We start from the raw sequence: 18,354 nt of genomic DNA on the forward strand, positions 1-18,354 counted from the left end.
TGCCCAATCCTCCATATCGGCTCCAGTGCCGAGTACGGGGCACGCACGAGGCCCACATTTCTCGATGAGGAGGCCGCCCTGCGGCCACAGACAGCGTATGCCAAAGCAAAGGTACGTTCGTGGAATCGGATTGTTTCAAAGGCTCCCCAGGGCGCGGTCTCATTGCGCTCGGGCCTCATACTGTCGCGTTCGGTGAGTCCGCATAGTCTGCTCGGCAAGATCCGCGACATGGCCTTCGAGGAGAACCATGTATTCCCGGTTCCCGCATCGGTTTTAGCGATGGAACGAAACCCCATACACCTCGACGACTTCAGCTCTGCTGTTCTTAGGGTCGCCAAGCGCCTTCTGACATCGAGTTCAAGCACTATACCCAGCGTTCTGAACTGCGGCGGCGATGAGGCCATCAGCGTATGCGATCTGGCGAATCAGGTTCTTTCCATGTCGCCTCTTCCATACAGATACCCCAAACCACGGCGTACAGGTCACTACGAGCTCGTCGCCACAAACCGGCTCAAAACCTGCACTAGCTGGAAACCCATGCACTCAATTAGAAACGGAGATTGGTTGCGATGACACAGCCCGATAATCCAGGTAACGCCCGGACTCAGGAGATCCGAACGCAGATTCAGCAGCTCTCGGCGGAGTACCACGAGCTGACCCGAGGTCAGACCACGCGGCATCACCGTCCGGACTTCAAGATGCCATCAGGGGCCTGCTTCGATGCCGAAGATCGTACGGAAGCTGTCCTAGCAGCTCTTGACCTTGAACTCTCTGGTGGCCAGGCGGTTGTCGACTTCGAGCGCGCGCTCTCGAAGACGATCGGCATGCGCTCGTCGATAGCATGCAATTCCGGGTCCTCGGCGAACCTTCTAGCATTCGCCACCCTGTGCGATCCATCGCTCGACGGCCACATTGAACCGGGGGCAGAGGTGATCACCAGCGCGGTCGAGTTCCCGACCACAGTGTCACCGATTCTTCAGTATGGCTGCGTACCAGTCATCGTGGACGCGGACCCTAAGACCGGGAACCTTGATCTAGAGGCTCTCGAAGATGCATTGAGCCCCCGGACGCGAGCAGTCATGTCCGCGCACACCCTCGGCAGTCCGTATCGCGCGGACCATGTGCGTGAGTTTGCCGGCTCACATGGCCTTTGGTTCGTCGAAGACAACTGTGATGCGCTGGGAGCTGATATCAAGGGGCGTCCTACTGGATCCTTCGGACATCTTTCAAGTCTGAGCTTCTATCCTGCGCATCACATCACCAGTGGTGAGGGCGGGTGCGTTAGCGCGGAATCAGTTCAGGTTGCAGCGGTTACCCGTTCCCTCCGTGATTGGGGGAGAGACTGCTGGTGTGCTCCCGGCGAGGACAATCGGTGCATGAGCCGCTTCGGTCGAAAACTGCCGAGGCTTCCCGAAGGGTTCGACCACAAGTACGTCTTCTCACGAGTCGGCTACAACCTGAAGATGTCGGATCTCCAAGCTCGAGTCCTCATGTCTCAACTGCAGAAGTCTGACGCGTTCACCGAAGTTCGTAATCGAAACTGGAAGATACTCAATGAGTATCTCAGCGACACTCCCAGAATAGACGTGCTCACTAGCGCTGAGGGCACTGGCCCATCGTGGTTTGGTTTTGCGTTCATCCTCAATGAGCAGGCGAAACTGAGTAGGAGCCAGCTGCAAGTAGCACTCGAGGAGGCTGGGATCGGCAGCCGAGTTGTGTTCGCAGGCAATATTACTGCACAGCCCATGCTCCGCGGACGTCGAGCTCGCACAATCGGGGACCTTCCTGTAGCGAACAGAATCACTCGGGACGGCCTGTGGGTCGGCGTGTACCCGGGGCTGAATCAGGAAGACACACACTACATGGGTAAACGCATCCGAAAGCTAATCACCGAGGGCCGTTAGTAAACGACCTACGCAGGTCATTCCAGAAGGGATCAGATCATGACTCGCAGAGCAGGCATCATTCTCGCCGGCGGATCCGGTAGCCGTATGCGCCCAACCACCGAGAAGGTGAATAAGCATCTTCTGCCTGTCTACGACAGGCCAGTCATCAGCTTCCCTCTGGAGGTTATGCGCGCTTTAGATGTGGAGCGCACTGTCATTGTGTGCAATGAGCTTGACCAGGCTTCATACGCCGATGTCGGCGAGTGGCTAGGATTCGCCGATCTCAGGATCGCTACTGCGGTACAAGCTTCCCCCGACGGGCTAGCCAGTGCTATCGCCACTGCCATGCCAGAGTTCGGCGAGGAAGATTTTGACCAGTACATCGTTACGGTAGGCGACGGCGTGTACATCACTGGTCTGGACCAGCTGGCTGAGGTCGGACGCCGAGCTCGACCGGAAACGGCTCTGGCGTGGACCGTTGTCCAGCCGCACCCGCATCCCCAGGACTTCGGGGTCGTCACTACCACTGACGAAGGTCTCGTAACCGGGGTCGTGGAGAAGCCGGCCGTCCCACCCACGTCGCTGGTCTGTACGGGACTTTACGCCTTCGACCCTTCGCTCTTGTCCCGTATCAGTGAGTTGAGCTACAGCGCACGTGGCGAACTCGAGATCTCCGACCTCCTCCAGACATACCTCGATCAGGACCAACTGCATGCGATCGCTCTCGGTGAGGAGGTCCTCTGGTTCGACGTGGGAACGCCTGATCGTCTACTCGACGCCTCAGCAGCACGACGGGAGGCAGTCAACCAGAACGCATCATCTTCGCACCGATAGCAACAGAACATCAGCCGAAGGGCTCGCTGCCCATGCCTAGCTACATAGCAGGGCCTCGAGAAAAGGAACACATATGACGACCGATATTCGTCTCGATCAGCCTCACACCGTCATCGTTGCCGGAGGTGCTGGCTTCATCGGCGCGAACTTTGTACGAAACGTTGTCTCGACAACGAACTGGTCTGTCGTCGTCGTTGACAAACTCACTTACGCGGGCAACCTGGCTAACCTCGAAGGCCTGCCCGGCGAGCGGGTCGATGTCGTCGCCGGAGACATCTGCGACGAGAACCTCGTGAATAGCGCGGCTAGCTCCGCTGACATCATCGTGAATTTTGCGGCAGAGTCACATAATGACCGATCCCTCCATGCCGCCAAGTCATTCCTCAAAACGAACGTCGAAGGAACCTTCGTCTGTAGTAGTTGTATCCGGTTGAAAAAGTAAAACATCTGCTAGGCTGAACCGTTGGGGAATATGTCGATAAACCGTGTGCCGACCGTCATAACGGCCTTGAACTGGAATCAAGTTCTGGGTGTCTTCGTCAAAGACTTCGATCGCCAGAAGTGAGTAGATATGGAGGTCATAGCGCAATGCCCCAATGTGTTTCAGGACTTTAGTCTCGGGTGTTATTGGTTGCGCGGCGTCGTCTCGGAGCTGTTCGGCAAGGTCGGTGGGAGGTTGAGTCGGAGCGCCTTCTCCGTTGGCAGCGCGCCATTCAGCGACGAGTTGATTGTAGCGGGAGGATTGTTGCGTCTTCGTGGGTGGTTTGGGTTTGGGGTGTTCGAACCGGTTAAGAGCCTCGTAGGAGGAGACGTAAGAGTCATACTGCTCGTTGAGTTGGTTACGAAGATCGTCGACGGATTCGTCACGATGACGGTAAGCGTTGCGCAGTGCCGTAGTGGTGTCGCGCAGGTCGATGAGGGCTTTCCATTCAGCCTCATCTGTTCCTGGGGTGCGTTTGATGTCTTCCCATCTTCCAGTGGAGGCGTCGAAGTTCTGGAATTGGGTCTTACCATCGCGGTCGATGTATCGGATTGTGCCGGGGGTGACTGATTCCCGGTCTGCGGCGGATTCGGTGATCTGTTGGGCGGTGGTGGCTGGTCGTGCTTCCAGCGCCAGCTGATTTCCGCGGGCTCGTTCTATCTCTCGGGTGAGGTGGTCGGTTAGACGTGTTTCTAGGTCATCGCCGGTGCCCGTGACCTTGAGGTAGGGCTTGCCCCAGCGGTTGCGTGCCACGCTGGCCTCGCCCAGGATTGCGGCAGGGTTGTCGACGGGCACACCGTTGACTTTGAGTGTGGTTCCGTCGTCGAGCGTCATCTGGTCGATTTCGAGGAAGCGAGCGCTGCGGTCTGTGGGCTGTTCGCCGTCGATGCGTTTGCGGAAGACGAGGATGTCGGTGCCGACGTCTGTTCCAGCGACATCGCGGAAGGCTCCGGCCGGCAGACGTGTAGCAGTGACGAGATCGGCGCGGGCGATCATGTCTTGGCGCGCATCTGAACTGAGTGAATCCGAGGTGAAAGAGCTGGTAACGACGGCGACATATCCACCAGGTTGAACGAGGTTGAGGGATTTGACGATGAAGTGGTTGTGGATGGAGTGGGATTCGGGATTGTGTTGGGGTCGTGGAGGCGGAAGTCGCCGAAGGGCACGTTGCCTATGTCGGCGACGAAACTTTCATCTATCGGTTGGAACCGCTCGAAACCGGTGTTGACAATGTGGGCATCGGGGTAGAGCTGTCGGGAAATGCTGGCTGTGATGGGGTCGATTTTGACACCGACGATTTCGGCTGTGTGTGGCGCGTGGGCGAGGAAGTTGCCCGTGCCGGACCCGGGTTCTAGGACTGGGCCGTCGGTGTATCCAGCGGTGGTTAGCGCACTCCACAGCGGGCGGATGATCTCGTCACTTGTGAAAAACGCGGTTAGGGTGGCTTCTTCCATGCGGCGGTATTCGTCTGGGGTCGTTACCGCTGCCAGTCGCTCACGGAGGTCAGTGTAGGAGGTGTCCGCGCGGTTGAACATGGCCGACGCTGCGCCCCAGCTGGTGTAACCGGCCAGAACCTGCTGTTCGTCGGCGGTTGCCCAGCGCTGGTAAGTTTCGAGCTGGCGGAGTAGCTCGATTGCAGCGATGTTGGCTTCAGCGCGACCTCGCACTCCTTGCGGGATGGGTAGACGGTTCTGAGGGTTAAAAGTAACCGGATCGGGGTGGGGAGTGGATTCGGTTGAGGTATCAAGGTTGGCAGTCTCTTCTGTCAGTTGATCGATCTCACCTGGCGATAGGGTGATCGCACCTCTTTCGGCTTCATACCGGTGTCGGGCTTCTTCTTGGGTCAGGCCTAGCTGCTTGATCAGCAGGGTTTGGTAGTCCTGGGCGAGAGAGGCTACGACTGCTTGGACGGGGCCGGTGGGGTCGAGTTCGAGGCGGGCCAGGTGGTATTGCTCGGGCCCTGTTCCCCAGGGGACGATACTGAGGGGCTGGCCTTCGGGTGGAGCAATGGGTTTGAGCCCCCGGGGTTGGGTTCGCACGAGGCGACGGCGCGAGAGTTCTGCAAGGTAGGCATTGTGAATGAGGTGACTGCGATCGCTTCCCTCCAGCCCAGCTTCCTCGAAGTCTCTGACGGCCTGGAAATAGGCGTCTGCGAGTTCTTCGTTGCCGAGGGTTTTAGCATGATCGTTGAGTCTGTCTTTGCCTTCGTCCGAGATGAAGATGCCCGCTCCTCCGCCAATGTCCGTGAGAGTGAGGGTTAGGCGCCTTTCGGGCTGAGATTCTGCGGTGCCCTGCAGCATGTCGAACAGGGAAAGTTGGTTCTCGTTCGTGCTGGGTTGACGCCTCGCCATGCTCGATCTCCTGTCTGGTTAAGCGGTGGGTGTGGGATTAGCGTAACCAATGAAGTGGCGCGTTTTGGGCGGTCGATGCCGGTATTAATTCCCAGCTAAATAGTCCTTTCTGATGTTTCAGAAAGGGCCTGGGTAGAGCGTTAAATACGGCTTGCCGGGAAACCGGTTTTACGGCAATGCGGTTTGCCGGTTAGTTACCAGCCGTCCTCGCCTGCTTCGACCTTGCGGGCAGTCAGCTCGCGGATTGGGGCATTGAACCGTTCTTCCATTTCTTCTTCTTCAGCGCGGATTTGGGCCTGCTGCCACAACTCACCCGTCACTTCGCCTGGTCGGAGTCCTTGGGCTTCCGGGTGTTCGTTGTGCCATTGGTTGGTGAGGTGGGTGAAGTGGATGTCGATTCGCTCGCCAATGGCATCGACAGTGTCGTGGTAGGCGTTGTCGATTGCAGCGTCGTCGGTGGGCAGCCCAAGTTCTTTGTGAGCGGCTCGGATGGTGCCTCGGTCAATCATGGTGGTGTCCTTTCCTGTCGGCGGTTACAAGTATCGCAGTTTGAGCGGAAGTGGTTCCCGTAAATCGATGCCCGGGTTTCTGGTAATACGCAAAGCCGGGTTGCTGCCTATACGGGTTGCCGGGTTTACGGGTCTACGGCCGCTTGGTTGTGTAGTCTTCGATGAACTCGTTGATAACTTCAGTCATGGTTCGCCCCTTGGCGATCGTAGCCAGCTGGAACTTTCGGTGAAGGTCGGCGTCGACGAGAATGGTGAGCTTCTTCGTATTAGCGACCGGGGTTTGCAAGACTTCCTTTGCGCTGGTGGGGCGTGGGCGGTTGTGACGTCGCATGGAGTTAGTCATGGCGGGCTTCCTTGATCTGTTGAGCGATTGATTCGTAGCCGTGAAGTTGTCCGTGTGGTGAGTGGCCGTACCAGTGGCGAATTTCTTCTCGGCGGGGGATAGCTCCTCGGAAGACGCGCACGCCTTCTTCTGTGAGAGCATCGGAGAGGGCGGCTGTCGATTTGGCTTGGATGAGGACACTGGTGAGCAGCACGATGGCTTTGTCTTTGCCAGCGATGTCTACTGTGTCCCACATCCTTTCGGTCTCTATACCGGAGGGTTGGACTGGGACGATGACCAGGTCAGCGACGCCGATAGCAACGTCGATAAGTCTGGGATCGCCGGGTGGGCAGTCCAGGATGGTGTAGTCCGCGTTCTCTTTGATGTTCTTGGTCGTTCTGACGTTGCCGAGCGTGACTGGAAAGGAAGCGGTTTCCCTGCTTCTTCCGCCATCTGGGCCATTCCGTCGCGCTGCCTTGGGGGTCAAGGTCGACGACAGTGACGGAGTTTCCGGCACGATAGAACGCGGTGGCAAGCAATACCGCGCTAGTCGTTTTGCCGGTCCCTCCTTTGAGGTTGGATATTGCGATGATCGTCATGTCTGGTGTCCTTTCCGTTGATCGCGGCAGAACTGGCCGGGGGGTGAGCTCGGCCGTATATCACTTAGAGCTTGGTCGTTGTCATCAGGTCTTTAAGGTCGAGTGAGGTTTGGGTGTAGCGCTGCGTGGTTGTGATTGACTTGTGGCCTAGTGCGTGTTGAACGGCGACAAGATCTTTAGTCCCGGCGTTGTATGCAACGGTGGCGAATCTGTGGCGAAGGGTGTGCAGTGTCCACGGCTCTGGAAGAACCCTTGTGGCTAGGGTTCCAACCCAGCGTGGCGACAGATGCCCGTTGACGTTGCCAGGGAAGACCCACCCATTCGGTCCTTCTTGGCGTCGGATCTGGTGTGTTAAGGCGGGAGAGACTGGCAGCGCCCGGATTTGCCCGCCCTTGCCCTCAACCGTGAGTGTTGTCCAACCGTCGCCTGCGTCCATGAGATCGGCGGTGTTGAGGGTGGCGATTTCACCAGCACGCAGACCAAGTTCGGCGGCGAGCTCCAGGATGAGGCGGGTTCGCGGGTGCGCTTTCGCGATCGCTTCTGAGATGGCAGAGTCGGGCGCTGGGCGCAGAGGGGGTATCGGCCTGTGAATTGAGGGCAACCATCGCGACGGATCTTCTTCCGGATTCTCGCGGTAGAGCCACCTAAAGAAGGTTCGCAGTGACGAGTAGTAGGCATGTCGCGTTTCTGCGGCCCATTGAGCTGATCCACACCACACTTCCAAAGCTTCACTGGTCACCTCACTAGGGGACGCTGTGCCGAGTGCTCGTGCGGCGGTTGCCAGGTGTGTGAGCCTCGTGGTGATCGTGCGGTGTGACCTATCGAGAGCTGCGAGATGGAGTTCGAATCTTCGCAGGGGGTCCCGCCATCCGGGAGCGGTTGGTAGAGCATTGGGTCGATCTGAGTAGAGCATGATCGAGTCATACCCAACGGGCCATGTGGGGAACCGCATGCATGGCAACCCGGCTATACGGCAATACGGTTAACCGGAGAGCCAGTAATACGGTTAAAGTGGTAAAAAATTCGGCGGAGCTTCCAACTCATGAGGGTTATGGAGGCTAATGACCCAGAGGTTGTAGGTTCGAATCCTACCCCCGCTACTAGATAAGCTCCCTACCAGCAGAAATGTTGGTAGGGAGTTTTGTTTTTCACGCCCGAATCTCGAAATGTCGCTTTAGCGAGTCGAATTTGTCGTGCAAGGGTGACTGCTTGGCACCCGGAGGCTCTGACTGTTCCATGAACGGGTTGCTCGTTGTGATACTTAGCATCTAGGATGCTAAGTATCACAACGAGCAACGGAGAACCCTTAGTATGACAACTACCACAGCTACCCGGAAGCGCTCCATCGAGTCAGTATTTATGGAGATCGTACAGCGCACCGCTGGCCAATTAGCCAGTGAGCTTGGTGAACAGGCATTAAAGGATATTGAGACGGAACTCATCGCTAATAACGTTCGGGTCTCGCAGATCAATAACCGTCGCTACTTGGGTAACAAACACGGACTGACCGGATTTATACGAGAGACCGTCGACCAACATTGCCCAGGAGTCGAGTCAGTTATCGACATCTTCTCTGGCACTGGCGCTGTGGCCAACGCCTTCAAGGACAAGGCGCTCATCACAAACGACATTCTCTACTCCAACTATGTCACAAGCTGCTGTTGGTTTTCGCCCACAGACTACCGGCCTCACGTCGTTATCGATGCTATTGCGTGTCTTAACGCCATTGAGACAAGCGAGGACAACTACGTTCGACAAAACTTCGCTGACACTTTCTTCAGTGCCGATGACTGCTCCAAGATCGGCGCCGCCCGTGAACTACTAGAGCAGGTGCGATCTCGAAACCTTATCAATGAACGTGAGTTTGCCATTCTGCTCACGTCAATTCTTTACGGTATGGACCGCATTGCCAACACAGTGGGTCACTACGACGCGTACCGTAAAGGTGCAGAATTCGACAAATCATTAATCTTTCCAGTGGTCTTGCCGTCGGTAGACCTCTCGCCCGACAACACGAGCTACAACGCCGATGCCAACGCATTAATTGAGGACATCTCTGGCGACTTGCTGTACTGCGACCCCCCATACAACTCGCGTCAATATTGTGATGCCTACCATCTGTTAGAGAACATCGCGCGGTGGGAAAAACCTGAAGTTCACGGCGTTGCCCGCAAAATGGACCGTAAGGCGTTGAAGAGTGACTACAACACTGTTCGCGCAGCTGAAGCTTTTAGGGATCTCGTCGCTAAAGCGAATGTCAAGTACATTGTGTTCTCGTATAACAACATGGCCACGAAGGGGAATGGACGCTCAAACGCGAAAATTACCGACGACGACATCATGGAGATTCTCTCTGAAAAAGGTGACGTCCAAGTTTTTGAGCGGCCCTACAAGGCATTTAGTACCGGCAAGTCTGCCATCGCAGACAACAGTGAGCGACTATTTGTCTGCACGGTCAAACAGTCTGCCAAACCTACGAGTGCCGTAGTGCTCAGCCCTATCAATTACATCGGTGGCAAGGGCAAGCTCGTGCCGCAGCTACGCCCCCATCTTCCCCGAACAAGCCTCTTTGTTGACCTCTTCGCTGGTGGATGCACGGTCGGTGCCAATGCGGACGCGGACCGGGTGGTCTTTAATGACAACAACCCCAAGCTCATTGAACTAATTCAGTTCCTCGCGCATAGTGACCCTGCAGAAACCATCGCTGCCGTGGACGAGATTACAGACCGCTACGGATTCAGTAACACCCATCGGTACTCATACACGCACTACGGTGTGGACAGCTCTTCAGGTTTAGCCTATGTAAACCGTGAACCATTCTTGAGACTCAGAGAAGCGTACAACGCTGAAGATGTTTCTCGTCGTGACCCGCTACTGCTATATGTCCTGGTGATTCATGGCTTCAACAATCAGCTGAGGTTTAATGCGAAGGGGGAGTTCAACCTTCCTGTCGGGAAGCGTGACTTCAACGCTAAAATGCGCACCAAACTAGTGGATTTCCACAAGCGTATTTCGGAGATGGACAGCTCCTTCCGTATCGGAGATTTCCGTGACTTTGAGATCGATGACACGCCTTTAGACACTGTGTTTTATTGCGATCCCCCGTATCTGATTACGCAGGCCACCTATAACGAGAGAGGCGGATGGTCGGAGACCCATGAGCGTGACCTTCTCGCCTTCCTCGAAGACGTCCACAACTCAGGTCGTAGGTTTGCTCTATCAAACGTGATCGAGGCGAAAGGCGCCGTCAATCAGATTCTTAGCGACTGGATCAAGAACTCGGATTTCACTCAACACGACCTCACAATGAGTTACCGGAACTCGAACTATCGCAGAATCAACCGTTCTTCAACTACACTTGAGGTTTTGATAACGAACTACTAACAAGGTGTGCTGTGATCTACGAGAACATAAATTTCCAGAGTTACTGCTGGGTGTTGGGTACAACGAGTTTTCGAGTTGCCCAGATGAACCTACGTATCGAAGAACAACTCATGCACCTTCGCAACTTCTCGCAAACGGTCACAGAAATTGGTGAAGAGTGGAAATGGACCGGCAACAATGATTTGCAGAGTCGCTTCTACTATTACCTACAAAAACACGGTGCACTAGCAGGTGATGCTCCCCGGCCCGACAAAGATGCTCGCCAGAAGACATCAGGGCTTCCTACGTTGGGGTTTACCGACAACAACCGAGTAATCACAACCGCTGGCGAAGAACTGCTCAACCATGTGGAAGCAGGCTCCTTTGGTACCGACAACTACTTCATGATCCCCGCTGACAGCTACATTTACTTCAAGCAGATGCTGAAGACATCGCTACAGATTCGAGACGGTGTGCACGTGCGGCCGTACTTCGTACTGGCGCATTTCTTGAACGAGTTCGGATCTTTATCCTTTGACGAACTTACTTACCTTATCCCGCTGGTCGTCGATGAACAGTCATTAAGCATCGTGAAAACAAAGCTCAGTGATGTACGAAACGGAGATGTCTCTTTTGATGAAGTCATCGTTGAGAACTTGATGGCCAAAGAAAACTACAAGCGTGCATACGCACTGTGGATGGAGCATACCGTCGACGAAGAATTGGTCACGACTGTCGGGATGAACCGCAAGAGTCGAAAATACGACAGCCTGTATTTTCCCTTCTACCAATCGCTCAAACGTGTCTTTGTGGACAACCGTCAGTCCGCAGGCGAGGTGTCCGAACTATACAAGCGCATTAAGAAACTCAAGACCGCCTCATACTGGAAGCAAGCAATCTTCGGGGACAGCCATCCATCGAAGATCAACAAAGAAGGTGCCGCGTCTATTGCGCCTGATAACCCCTTTGCCTCGGTGTCAGACGAGAATCAGCTCAAGAAGGTCTTCTTCACACTTCTGCATCTGTACAAGGCCCGAGCCAATCTGTCAGATTACTTCGACCTCAACCGCAGATATTTCAAGCTCACTGATACGGTGCTGTTTCGTGAGCGAACGGTGACGTTTGACTCCATCCCTGCAGCGTTTTTCTCGCTCGTGGGTGACCAACTGTTGGAGGACATGTTCACACAGTCAGGAAAACTCGACGAGTCCCTGGCGTTGTCAGACATCTCACCTATGTTTGATATATCAGAAGCCCGGCTGCTCACTGCGCTGTCATCCGAATTTGGTGTGGAGCTAGTCTCTCTGACACAGGCCAAGAGCGTTGTTCAGGATGAGCGCTATGAACGTCTCCACGACCTTCTGGACAATCGCTTTACCAAAGACGTCTTTCTTGAGCTTCTTGACTGCTTCATTACTCGTGATGATGAGCGTGTAAAGGAACTTGTTACCGAGGATGCCACGCCATCTACCATTTTTGAGTACGTGCTCGGACTCATCTGGTATGAGTTCTCCGGTCGGCAAGGCGACGTCCTGCATTTCATGAAACTGTCCTTTGAGGCAGACCTCATGCCGCGAGCGCATGCCCAAGGTGGAGGTGCGGACATCATTTTTGAGTTCGAGAAGTCTGATACCTACCCCGAACATGACATGCTTATCGAGGCCACTCTGGCTGATGGAACGAACGCCCGGCGTATGGAAATGGAACCTGTTTCTCGTCACTTGGGCACCCATGTTCTTGAAACTGGTAATCACAGTGACTACTGCGTTTTTGTCGCACCAGAAATCGATGTCAACGTCGCGAATGACTTTCGCTTCCGCAAACAGTCTGGCTACTGGGGCAAGAATGAAGAATACGCACCACTGAAAATCATCCCTATCGACATTGGCCAGGTAAAACAGCTGGTGGAGAAGAACAGTACTTACCCAGACCTCTATGAGCTGTTCGAGATAGCCCACAACTCCGATGAACGTAAGCCACTGAAGTGGCGTGAGGAAATCGCAAACTTGATCACCACGTAAGCATCGGCTGGCATCGAACCTAGTGCTAAAAACACTTGCCGCGCCAAGCTGGGGGTGTTCCTATATAGGTTGTCAACTCCTTGGGTTCTAGGGGTGGTTGCAACACCGAGATTGAAAGGATGTTTCAACGGTGTTGTATGAGTATGCGGGTGTTGTTTACCCGTCCCGTTCAAAAATGTGTGCTGCTCGGCGTGAGCATTATGTAGAGCTTTTGCGTCAGGGACTGAATTTTACGCAAGCAGCCAAAGTAATGGGCGTTTCCAAACGTACCGGGAAAGTATGGCGTAATGGACGTACTCGCTCGAGCGGGCGTAACGAAAAGGCTAGCGTTGCCTGGTACTGTGCAAAAATGGAGATCCCTGAAAATGCTGGACCGTACTATCTAGGCCTGCAAGAACGAATCATTATCGCTGATAGGCTTCATGGAGGGTGTCAGGTGTTTTGTGTGTGAGGCTCTGATCCAGAAGGAGTTTCACTGATAATGACTACCGTGTCACCGAGGAAAGGTCATGACCCGAACAGGGTCAACGAGATCAGCGCTAAGCTGATGGAAAATCCGGAAATCGCCGAACTGATCGGCGAGTTGTCGACTTCCACCGATGATGCCAGCGACCTGGTCAAAGGTCTTTTGCAGGCATCGATCAACGCTGGTCTGCAGGCTGAAATGGACGCGCATCTAGGATACGCGCACTCTGATCGTACGGCGAAAGCCCAGCTGGGCACCCCGGATGGTGGCAATCACCGCAACGGGTCGTACACCAAAACCGTCAACTCTGGTTACGGCACCTTTGATGTGACTATGCCCCGGGATCGAGCTGGCACGTTTACGCCGCGGATGCTGCCTAAAGGCACCCGCCGTCTGACGGAGCTTGATGACATGATCATCTCCCTGTACGCCGGTGGGATGACCGTGCGCGATATTTGCCACCACCTCGCCACCACCCTCGGGGTGGATATGAGCCCAGATACGATCAGCACCATTACCGACGCGGTGTTAGAAGAGGTCATGATCTGGCAAAACCGCCAGCTCGACGAGTTCTACCCAGTGATCTTCCTCGACGCGCTGCGAGTGAAGATCCGCGATGGCCACCGCGTGGTCAACAAGTCTTGCTACATGGCGGTAGGCGTCGACATGGACGGCATCAAGCACATCCTGGGATTGTGGATCGCAGACAATGAAGGCGCCAGTTTTTGGGCATCCGTGTGCGCTGACCTTGCCAACCGTGGGGTCCAAGACGTGTTCATCGTCTGCTGCGACGGGCTCAAAGGCCTGCCGGAAGCCGTGGAGGCAACCTGGCCGAATTCCATGGTGCAGACCTGTATCGTGCACCTGATCCGGGCGGCCAACAGGTGGGTGTCCTACCAAGACCGCAAACCCGTATCAAGTGCGCTACGGGAGGTCTACACCGCACCGACCGAGGACACCGCCCGCGCCGCCCTGGACGCATTCGAGGCCAGTGAACTGGGCCGTAAATACCCGCAATCGGTCAAAGTCTGGCGCGACGCCTGGGACCGGTTTGTGCCATTTTTGCAGTTCCCGCCTGCGGCACGGCGGGTACTCTACACCACGAATTCGATCGAATCGCTGAATGCTGAGCTGCGGAAAGCCACCCGCAACCGCGGCCAGTTCCCGAACGATACCGCGGCGCTGAAAACGCTGTGGCTGATGATCTGCAACATCGAGGACAAGCGCGCTGCCCAGCGAGCGAAGAAAGCGAAGCGCGCCATCGAATGCAACGGCTATATTGAAGGAGCGAAAGCCACCGGGTGGAAACAAGCCATCAACCAACTAGCCGTGGCTTACCCCGACCGATTCGCGGACTACTTGTAAACCAAGCCCCCCGCACACAAACAATCGGACACTCTCGCTTCATGCAGGTAAAAGTATTCGCGCGATTGCCGGAGAGTTAGGCAGGGCACCGTCAACAATCAGCCGCGAGGTAAATAAACATCGTAGCCCAATAACAGGGGACTATCAGCCATATCACGCTGACCAGCAAGTAGTACAAGCCAGGAAAAGACCTAAGCCAGCCAAGATTAACCGCAGTGCGCTATTGTTTCAACTGGTGGAGGACGGGTTAAAGAAACACTGGAGCCCGGAGCAAATTAGCGGGTGGCTGAAGAAAAACTATCCTGCTAACCCGGCAATGAATATGTGTGTAGAAACCATTTACCAAGCGATGTATGTTCATGCCCGTGGACAGTTAAAGCTAGAGGTTAAAAAGATGCTGCGTACAGGGCGTAGCAGGCGTAAACCGCATAAACAACCCCAGCAGCGCACACCCCGTTTTAAAGACCCCATGACAATGATTGCTTGCCGCCCAGCACAGGTCGATGAACGGATCATTCCAGGACACTGGGAAGGGGATTTGATATGCGGTGCCGGCAATAAGTCCGCGATTGGCACGTTGGTAGAGCGTACAACCCGGTTCACAATTTTGCTACATCTTCCTAATCACCATGATGCCGGCAGCGTTCAAGAAGCGATCGTGAAAAAGATGCAAGGACTTCCAAAACTACTACGTAACTCCCTTACCTGGGATCAGGGGTCTGAAATGGCGCTGCACAAGAAAATCTCTACCTCCTTAGATATGGATGTTTTCTTCTGCGATCCTCATTGTCCTTGGCAACGAGGCACAAACGAGAACACCAATGGTTTACTACGACAGTACTTCCCAAAAGCTACCGACCTATCCCAGTACCCAGAAGACTATCTGGACGCAGTCGCAGAAGAGTTAAACGATCGACCACGCAAGACGTTAGAATACGATAAACCCAGCGAGCGGATCCTCAAGCTGCTTGCCTAAAACCATCAACCGTTGCAACCACCCCTAGAATCCGCCAACCCGTCAGTCGTGCACGAGGGGGGTTGAATACCCAGCGTCGTGAAGGGAGTTAAGCGTCAGGAGCAGGATTGCCCTAACGATGCCGGTCGTGTAACACGCGTGATACGGCGACGTAATTGCGCTTCCGCCGACTGACTCTTGCTCTTGTGCCCAGGCGTTTCAACCAGATTGCCCCATCACACCTTGTGCCAATTTTCCATATGGGGAGTTGGCCATGAGCTTGATGATGTCCTGCTCAAACGATTTAGCGCCAAATTCCTTCTTTGCGCGTGCACGGTCATCAATTAACTGCTTGAAGGCATTGCGGAGGAGACGCGAGGGGGCACCGTCTTCTCTAATGAGTACACGCGCGAAGTGTCCGATCTGACAAGTAACTTCGGCACCAAGCATCAGAGCAGCCCATACCTCGGGCGCACTTGCCCACACACCGCGCCCCTCACCGCTAGAGCGGGTGTACACCATGGAGCCATCCACAGGCACGGGGATAGTCGGGAAGGCAACTGTGTCTGGAAAGCTAAAGACCACGAAGCCAACAAAAGGAGTAAGCGGCCCCCACTCGTCAAAGTCATCCAAAGTCAGTTGATGGTTATTCACCGTCCGGGTGATAACCCCGTCCTCGTGGAGATAGTTGACATCCAAAACACACGACGCCGACGTTGGATAGCAACTTTGGAGATCGAGGTCGAACGTAGGAAAATTAAATATGCCCAGTTCAGCCGCCATATTGTAGCCGCCCCGGAAGCTATTGGCACACGCATGCAACCACGTCGCCGCAGCACCGTCGAGAGGTACCAACTCACGCTTGCGGTAGTAATCCAGGTGATTCTCAACTCCAGAATCAGGGTTGTCCTCGTCTTTGTCGACTTCGCAAAGACCACCGAAGATGGCGTTGAACTCCTTTGAACCACCGTCTAGCTCACCCTTGATGATCTCCTTGACAGCACGCGCGGCGCCGGTGGGAAGTGTCAGCGGCAGTTCGGGGCAGTCGCCATAAACAGCGCACGCGTATTCGAGCGCGATGATGGCGTCGTTGGCCGCGTAATCGAGGAAGTCAACAGGAAATTCCTGCCAGTATTGATCCATGCGCTCAATCCATCCGTCGGGGATTGTGAGCTTGGGGATGCCCACAGAATCACCAAGGTCAGCGAGGGGTCGCGCACCAGAATGAGCCATGGTGTCGCGGATGCTTAGTGCCACAGGTCGCGCCCATCGGTGGTTAGCACCGTCAAGCACCAGATGAATTGGCTTCGGAGTGACCACACCACCACTGGCACTAATCACAGCACGCAAAACATCGACCAGATCACTTTCCAGCCAGCGTGCACGCTTACCGTCAACACCGGGAGCTTTTGTCAGAGCTTTCTGTGTGCTTGACCGGCCGGGATAATGCTCTTCCCACGTGTTGAGCATCTTCCGCTTATCAACAAATGTCGTGAGGTCGGCAGGTTGATAGTGCGCGACGAGCGTGAGCGGCAAGGCGCTAGATTCGACACCCTGACGTTTCTTGAACCACCAGCTAGGATGCTTCTTTCCGACAGTGTCCACCACCTCAGATCGAGACACACCTTGAAACTTCCAGCCACGCGCTAATGGATGCCTGTGCAGTTCAAAAGCAGTGATGACGAGATTGAGTGCTTTTTCGAAAGACAACCGCGCGATGCGAGTTCCTCGCGGACCCCGATAGTCGAGTGGAATAACCACCGCCAAGCGGAGCTTAGACGCATCCGCTGGGTCGAGCGCGGCGAACTGATAGGAAACAACCCGCCTCATGCTCTCGACGTCTTCACCGACCCAACCAAGTTCTGGGTCACACCGCTCAATGTTGACGAACTCGGTGTCGAATCCGATAACGACACTTTCACGACCTGTCGACATTGCCGAAACGCTCGGATAGCTACGGAAGCTGCCAGCAGTACTTCGCGACGACCTATCAACAGTCTTCGTCAGAACTGCGAACTCCGCAGGATGCTTTCGCGATGTTGCAGAGTCGGTGACGATTTCCACTTTCCACCCAACGGCGGCAGCGGCATCAATTGGGCGTTCCCCATACGTGGCTGCCGCCGTTGCCGTCTGAGCTGCGGTTTTAGACGTGTCCGGCGTGCGGATAAGCCCTATTTTTAACGCTTCGGTTTGTTTTTCGCACGCATGCAACGGTTCGTTTTGAGGCTCTTCATTACGGACGAAGCCTTGGTTTTTAGGGGTTGAAACAGTAGAATTGTTGACAGCAAAATTTGTTAAATCGGCGCTCTTGTTGTCAGCAGCGACAGGGGCGTTTTTCTTGTGCTGCATGGCTAGGCACCAACCTTTGGCTGGTCGTTGAGCCATGCTTCTAGGACTTCAACGAGATACAGGACGGTCTTGCCGTTGACCTTGATATGGGCGGGTCCGATTCCGAGGGTGCGCCAGTTTCGTAAAGTCTTGGCAGCAATGCCCGTAATTTCGGATGCTTTGGCGGTATTAACCGCGAGTGGTCGCGCGTCTTTAGTGACGACGAGATTTGGCGTTGCCACGAATTTTCTCCAGACATGGAGAAATTCGCGTCCGCCTGCAACTACTGCTTAGACGCGTCAATCATGTCTGGGTCTCAGCCTGTTCCCGCTGCCTTATCAATTGCGGGGGCATCCAGAAGGCTGTCTCTCATTTTACGGTCCCTTACGGTCCTTTACAAGCCCCTTTTCGTCCCCAATGGCCGATCAATGGGGGGAAGAGTTTTTCGACGTCTACTCCTTGAGGGATAAGTCGTTCGTCGCCGACTGGAGTATGTCGGTTGCCGTGATTGCCTGCGATCCGCTGGCCACCAGGAAATTCAAGATCGGCTCGTCCGTCCAGATCTTGCAGCCTGGCAGTCAGTGTTTTGCTCAGCTCTTTGATGACTTCGAGCTGCTTTCGGGTGGCGGGGTTGGTGCCTCGCTGCGCCTTCACCAATTGCTTGAGTTCTCGCTCAATGTTTTTGCATGTTCTCGCGTCACGGGCGAGTGCTCGCAGTTCTAGCTGCTTCTCGACTAGGTCGCGGGCGTCGCCTTCGAGTGCGAGTGCTTCATGTCGGGCTTCCACAAGTTCTGGTGTGTCCCACAGGGCTGGTCTTTTCGTGAACATGACTTCATTCTAGCAGATTCGAACCTATTGCAAAACTGTCGCTTTA

The 18,354-nt window shown here is 55.0% G+C and carries 16 protein-coding genes and 2 pseudogenes; 8 read left to right on the top strand and 10 right to left on the bottom strand.

Features of this window, described 5'->3' with window-relative positions:
- The first annotated feature begins 569 nt into the window (after positions 1-569).
- From rfbH to ABMV07_RS03950, 3 genes are all read left to right on the top strand, one after another.
- Positions 570-1,904, top strand: coding sequence for a lipopolysaccharide biosynthesis protein RfbH (rfbH, locus tag ABMV07_RS03940; protein ID WP_374064886.1), 1,335 nt, complete (start codon positions 570-572; stop codon positions 1,902-1,904).
- A gap of 39 nt (positions 1,905-1,943) precedes the next feature.
- Complete coding sequence (locus ABMV07_RS03945; protein WP_088267598.1) at positions 1,944-2,720, top strand: sugar phosphate nucleotidyltransferase; 777 nt, start codon at positions 1,944-1,946, stop codon at positions 2,718-2,720.
- Between the two features lie 73 nt (positions 2,721-2,793).
- A complete protein-coding gene (locus ABMV07_RS03950) occupies positions 2,794-3,162 on the top strand; it encodes a GDP-mannose 4,6-dehydratase (RefSeq protein ID WP_088267597.1) in 369 nt (122 codons plus the stop codon).
- On the opposite strand, the gene ABMV07_RS03955 is transcribed toward ABMV07_RS03950, so the two are convergent.
- The 7 genes from ABMV07_RS03955 to ABMV07_RS03985 form a co-directional block, all read right to left on the bottom strand.
- Entirely contained in the window at positions 3,097-4,197 is a 1,101-nt protein-coding gene (locus ABMV07_RS03955) for a hypothetical protein (protein WP_196981305.1), read from the bottom strand. The genes ABMV07_RS03950 and ABMV07_RS03955 overlap by 66 nt on opposite strands.
- On the bottom strand, positions 4,194-5,552 hold the full coding sequence (locus ABMV07_RS03960; protein WP_374064887.1) for a hypothetical protein: 1,359 nt from the start codon (positions 5,550-5,552) through the stop codon (positions 4,194-4,196). The genes ABMV07_RS03955 and ABMV07_RS03960 overlap by 4 nt, the downstream gene beginning before the upstream one ends.
- Positions 5,553-5,746: 194 nt before the next feature.
- Positions 5,747-6,061, bottom strand: coding sequence for a hypothetical protein (locus ABMV07_RS03965; protein WP_197691901.1), 315 nt, complete (start codon positions 6,059-6,061; stop codon positions 5,747-5,749).
- A gap of 133 nt (positions 6,062-6,194) precedes the next feature.
- Positions 6,195-6,404, bottom strand: coding sequence for a hypothetical protein (locus ABMV07_RS03970; protein WP_088267594.1), 210 nt, complete (start codon positions 6,402-6,404; stop codon positions 6,195-6,197).
- Positions 6,397-6,639 (bottom strand): hypothetical protein, encoded by a 243-nt coding sequence (locus ABMV07_RS03975; protein ID WP_196977625.1) that lies wholly within the window; start codon positions 6,637-6,639, stop codon positions 6,397-6,399. Before ABMV07_RS03975 ends, ABMV07_RS03970 begins: the two co-directional genes overlap by 8 nt.
- 46 nt (positions 6,640-6,685) lie before the next feature.
- A complete protein-coding gene (locus tag ABMV07_RS03980) occupies positions 6,686-6,982 on the bottom strand; it encodes a ParA family protein (protein WP_374064888.1) in 297 nt (98 codons plus the stop codon).
- Positions 6,983-7,046: 64 nt separating this feature from the next.
- Positions 7,047-7,721 carry a tyrosine-type recombinase/integrase gene (locus ABMV07_RS03985; RefSeq protein WP_196977627.1) on the bottom strand — a complete coding sequence of 225 codons (675 nt, stop codon included), beginning with the start codon at positions 7,719-7,721 and terminating at the stop codon, positions 7,047-7,049.
- Positions 7,722-8,293: 572 nt separating this feature from the next.
- Between ABMV07_RS03985 and ABMV07_RS03990 the strand changes: the two genes are divergently transcribed.
- The 5 genes and pseudogenes from ABMV07_RS03990 to ABMV07_RS04010 form a co-directional block, all read left to right on the top strand.
- The gene (locus ABMV07_RS03990; RefSeq protein ID WP_374064889.1) at positions 8,294-10,366 is read left to right on the top strand and encodes a Dam family site-specific DNA-(adenine-N6)-methyltransferase; all 2,073 of its coding nucleotides are present in this window, start codon (positions 8,294-8,296) and stop codon (positions 10,364-10,366) included.
- 83 nt (positions 10,367-10,449) lie between these two features.
- Positions 10,450-12,366, top strand: coding sequence for an AlwI family type II restriction endonuclease (locus tag ABMV07_RS03995; RefSeq protein ID WP_374064890.1), 1,917 nt, complete (start codon positions 10,450-10,452; stop codon positions 12,364-12,366).
- Positions 12,367-12,496: 130 nt separating this feature from the next.
- Positions 12,497-12,796: pseudogene (locus tag ABMV07_RS04000) on the top strand (IS30 family transposase); the annotation flags it as partial.
- A gap of 51 nt (positions 12,797-12,847) precedes the next feature.
- Positions 12,848-14,197, top strand: a complete 1,350-nt coding sequence (locus ABMV07_RS04005; RefSeq protein WP_374063848.1) for an IS256-like element IS1132 family transposase — start codon at positions 12,848-12,850, stop codon at positions 14,195-14,197.
- A gap of 37 nt (positions 14,198-14,234) precedes the next feature.
- Positions 14,235-15,173, top strand: a pseudogene (locus ABMV07_RS04010) (IS30 family transposase); the annotation flags it as partial.
- 198 nt (positions 15,174-15,371) lie between these two features.
- Here ABMV07_RS04010 and ABMV07_RS04015 read toward each other — a convergent pair.
- From ABMV07_RS04015 to ABMV07_RS04025, 3 genes are all read right to left on the bottom strand, one after another.
- Positions 15,372-17,501 (bottom strand): hypothetical protein, encoded by a 2,130-nt coding sequence (locus ABMV07_RS04015; protein WP_374064891.1) that lies wholly within the window; start codon positions 17,499-17,501, stop codon positions 15,372-15,374.
- A 2-nt stretch (positions 17,502-17,503) separates the two neighbouring features.
- Positions 17,504-17,722, bottom strand: a complete 219-nt coding sequence (locus ABMV07_RS04020; protein WP_374064892.1) for a helix-turn-helix transcriptional regulator — start codon at positions 17,720-17,722, stop codon at positions 17,504-17,506.
- 142 nt (positions 17,723-17,864) lie between these two features.
- The gene (locus ABMV07_RS04025; protein ID WP_374064893.1) at positions 17,865-18,308 is read right to left on the bottom strand and encodes a hypothetical protein; all 444 of its coding nucleotides are present in this window, start codon (positions 18,306-18,308) and stop codon (positions 17,865-17,867) included.
- Positions 18,309-18,354: the final 46 nt, after the last annotated feature.

The organism is Corynebacterium belfantii, assembly GCF_041898185.1.
GTDB classification, from domain to species: Bacteria; Actinomycetota; Actinomycetes; order Mycobacteriales; family Mycobacteriaceae; genus Corynebacterium; species Corynebacterium belfantii.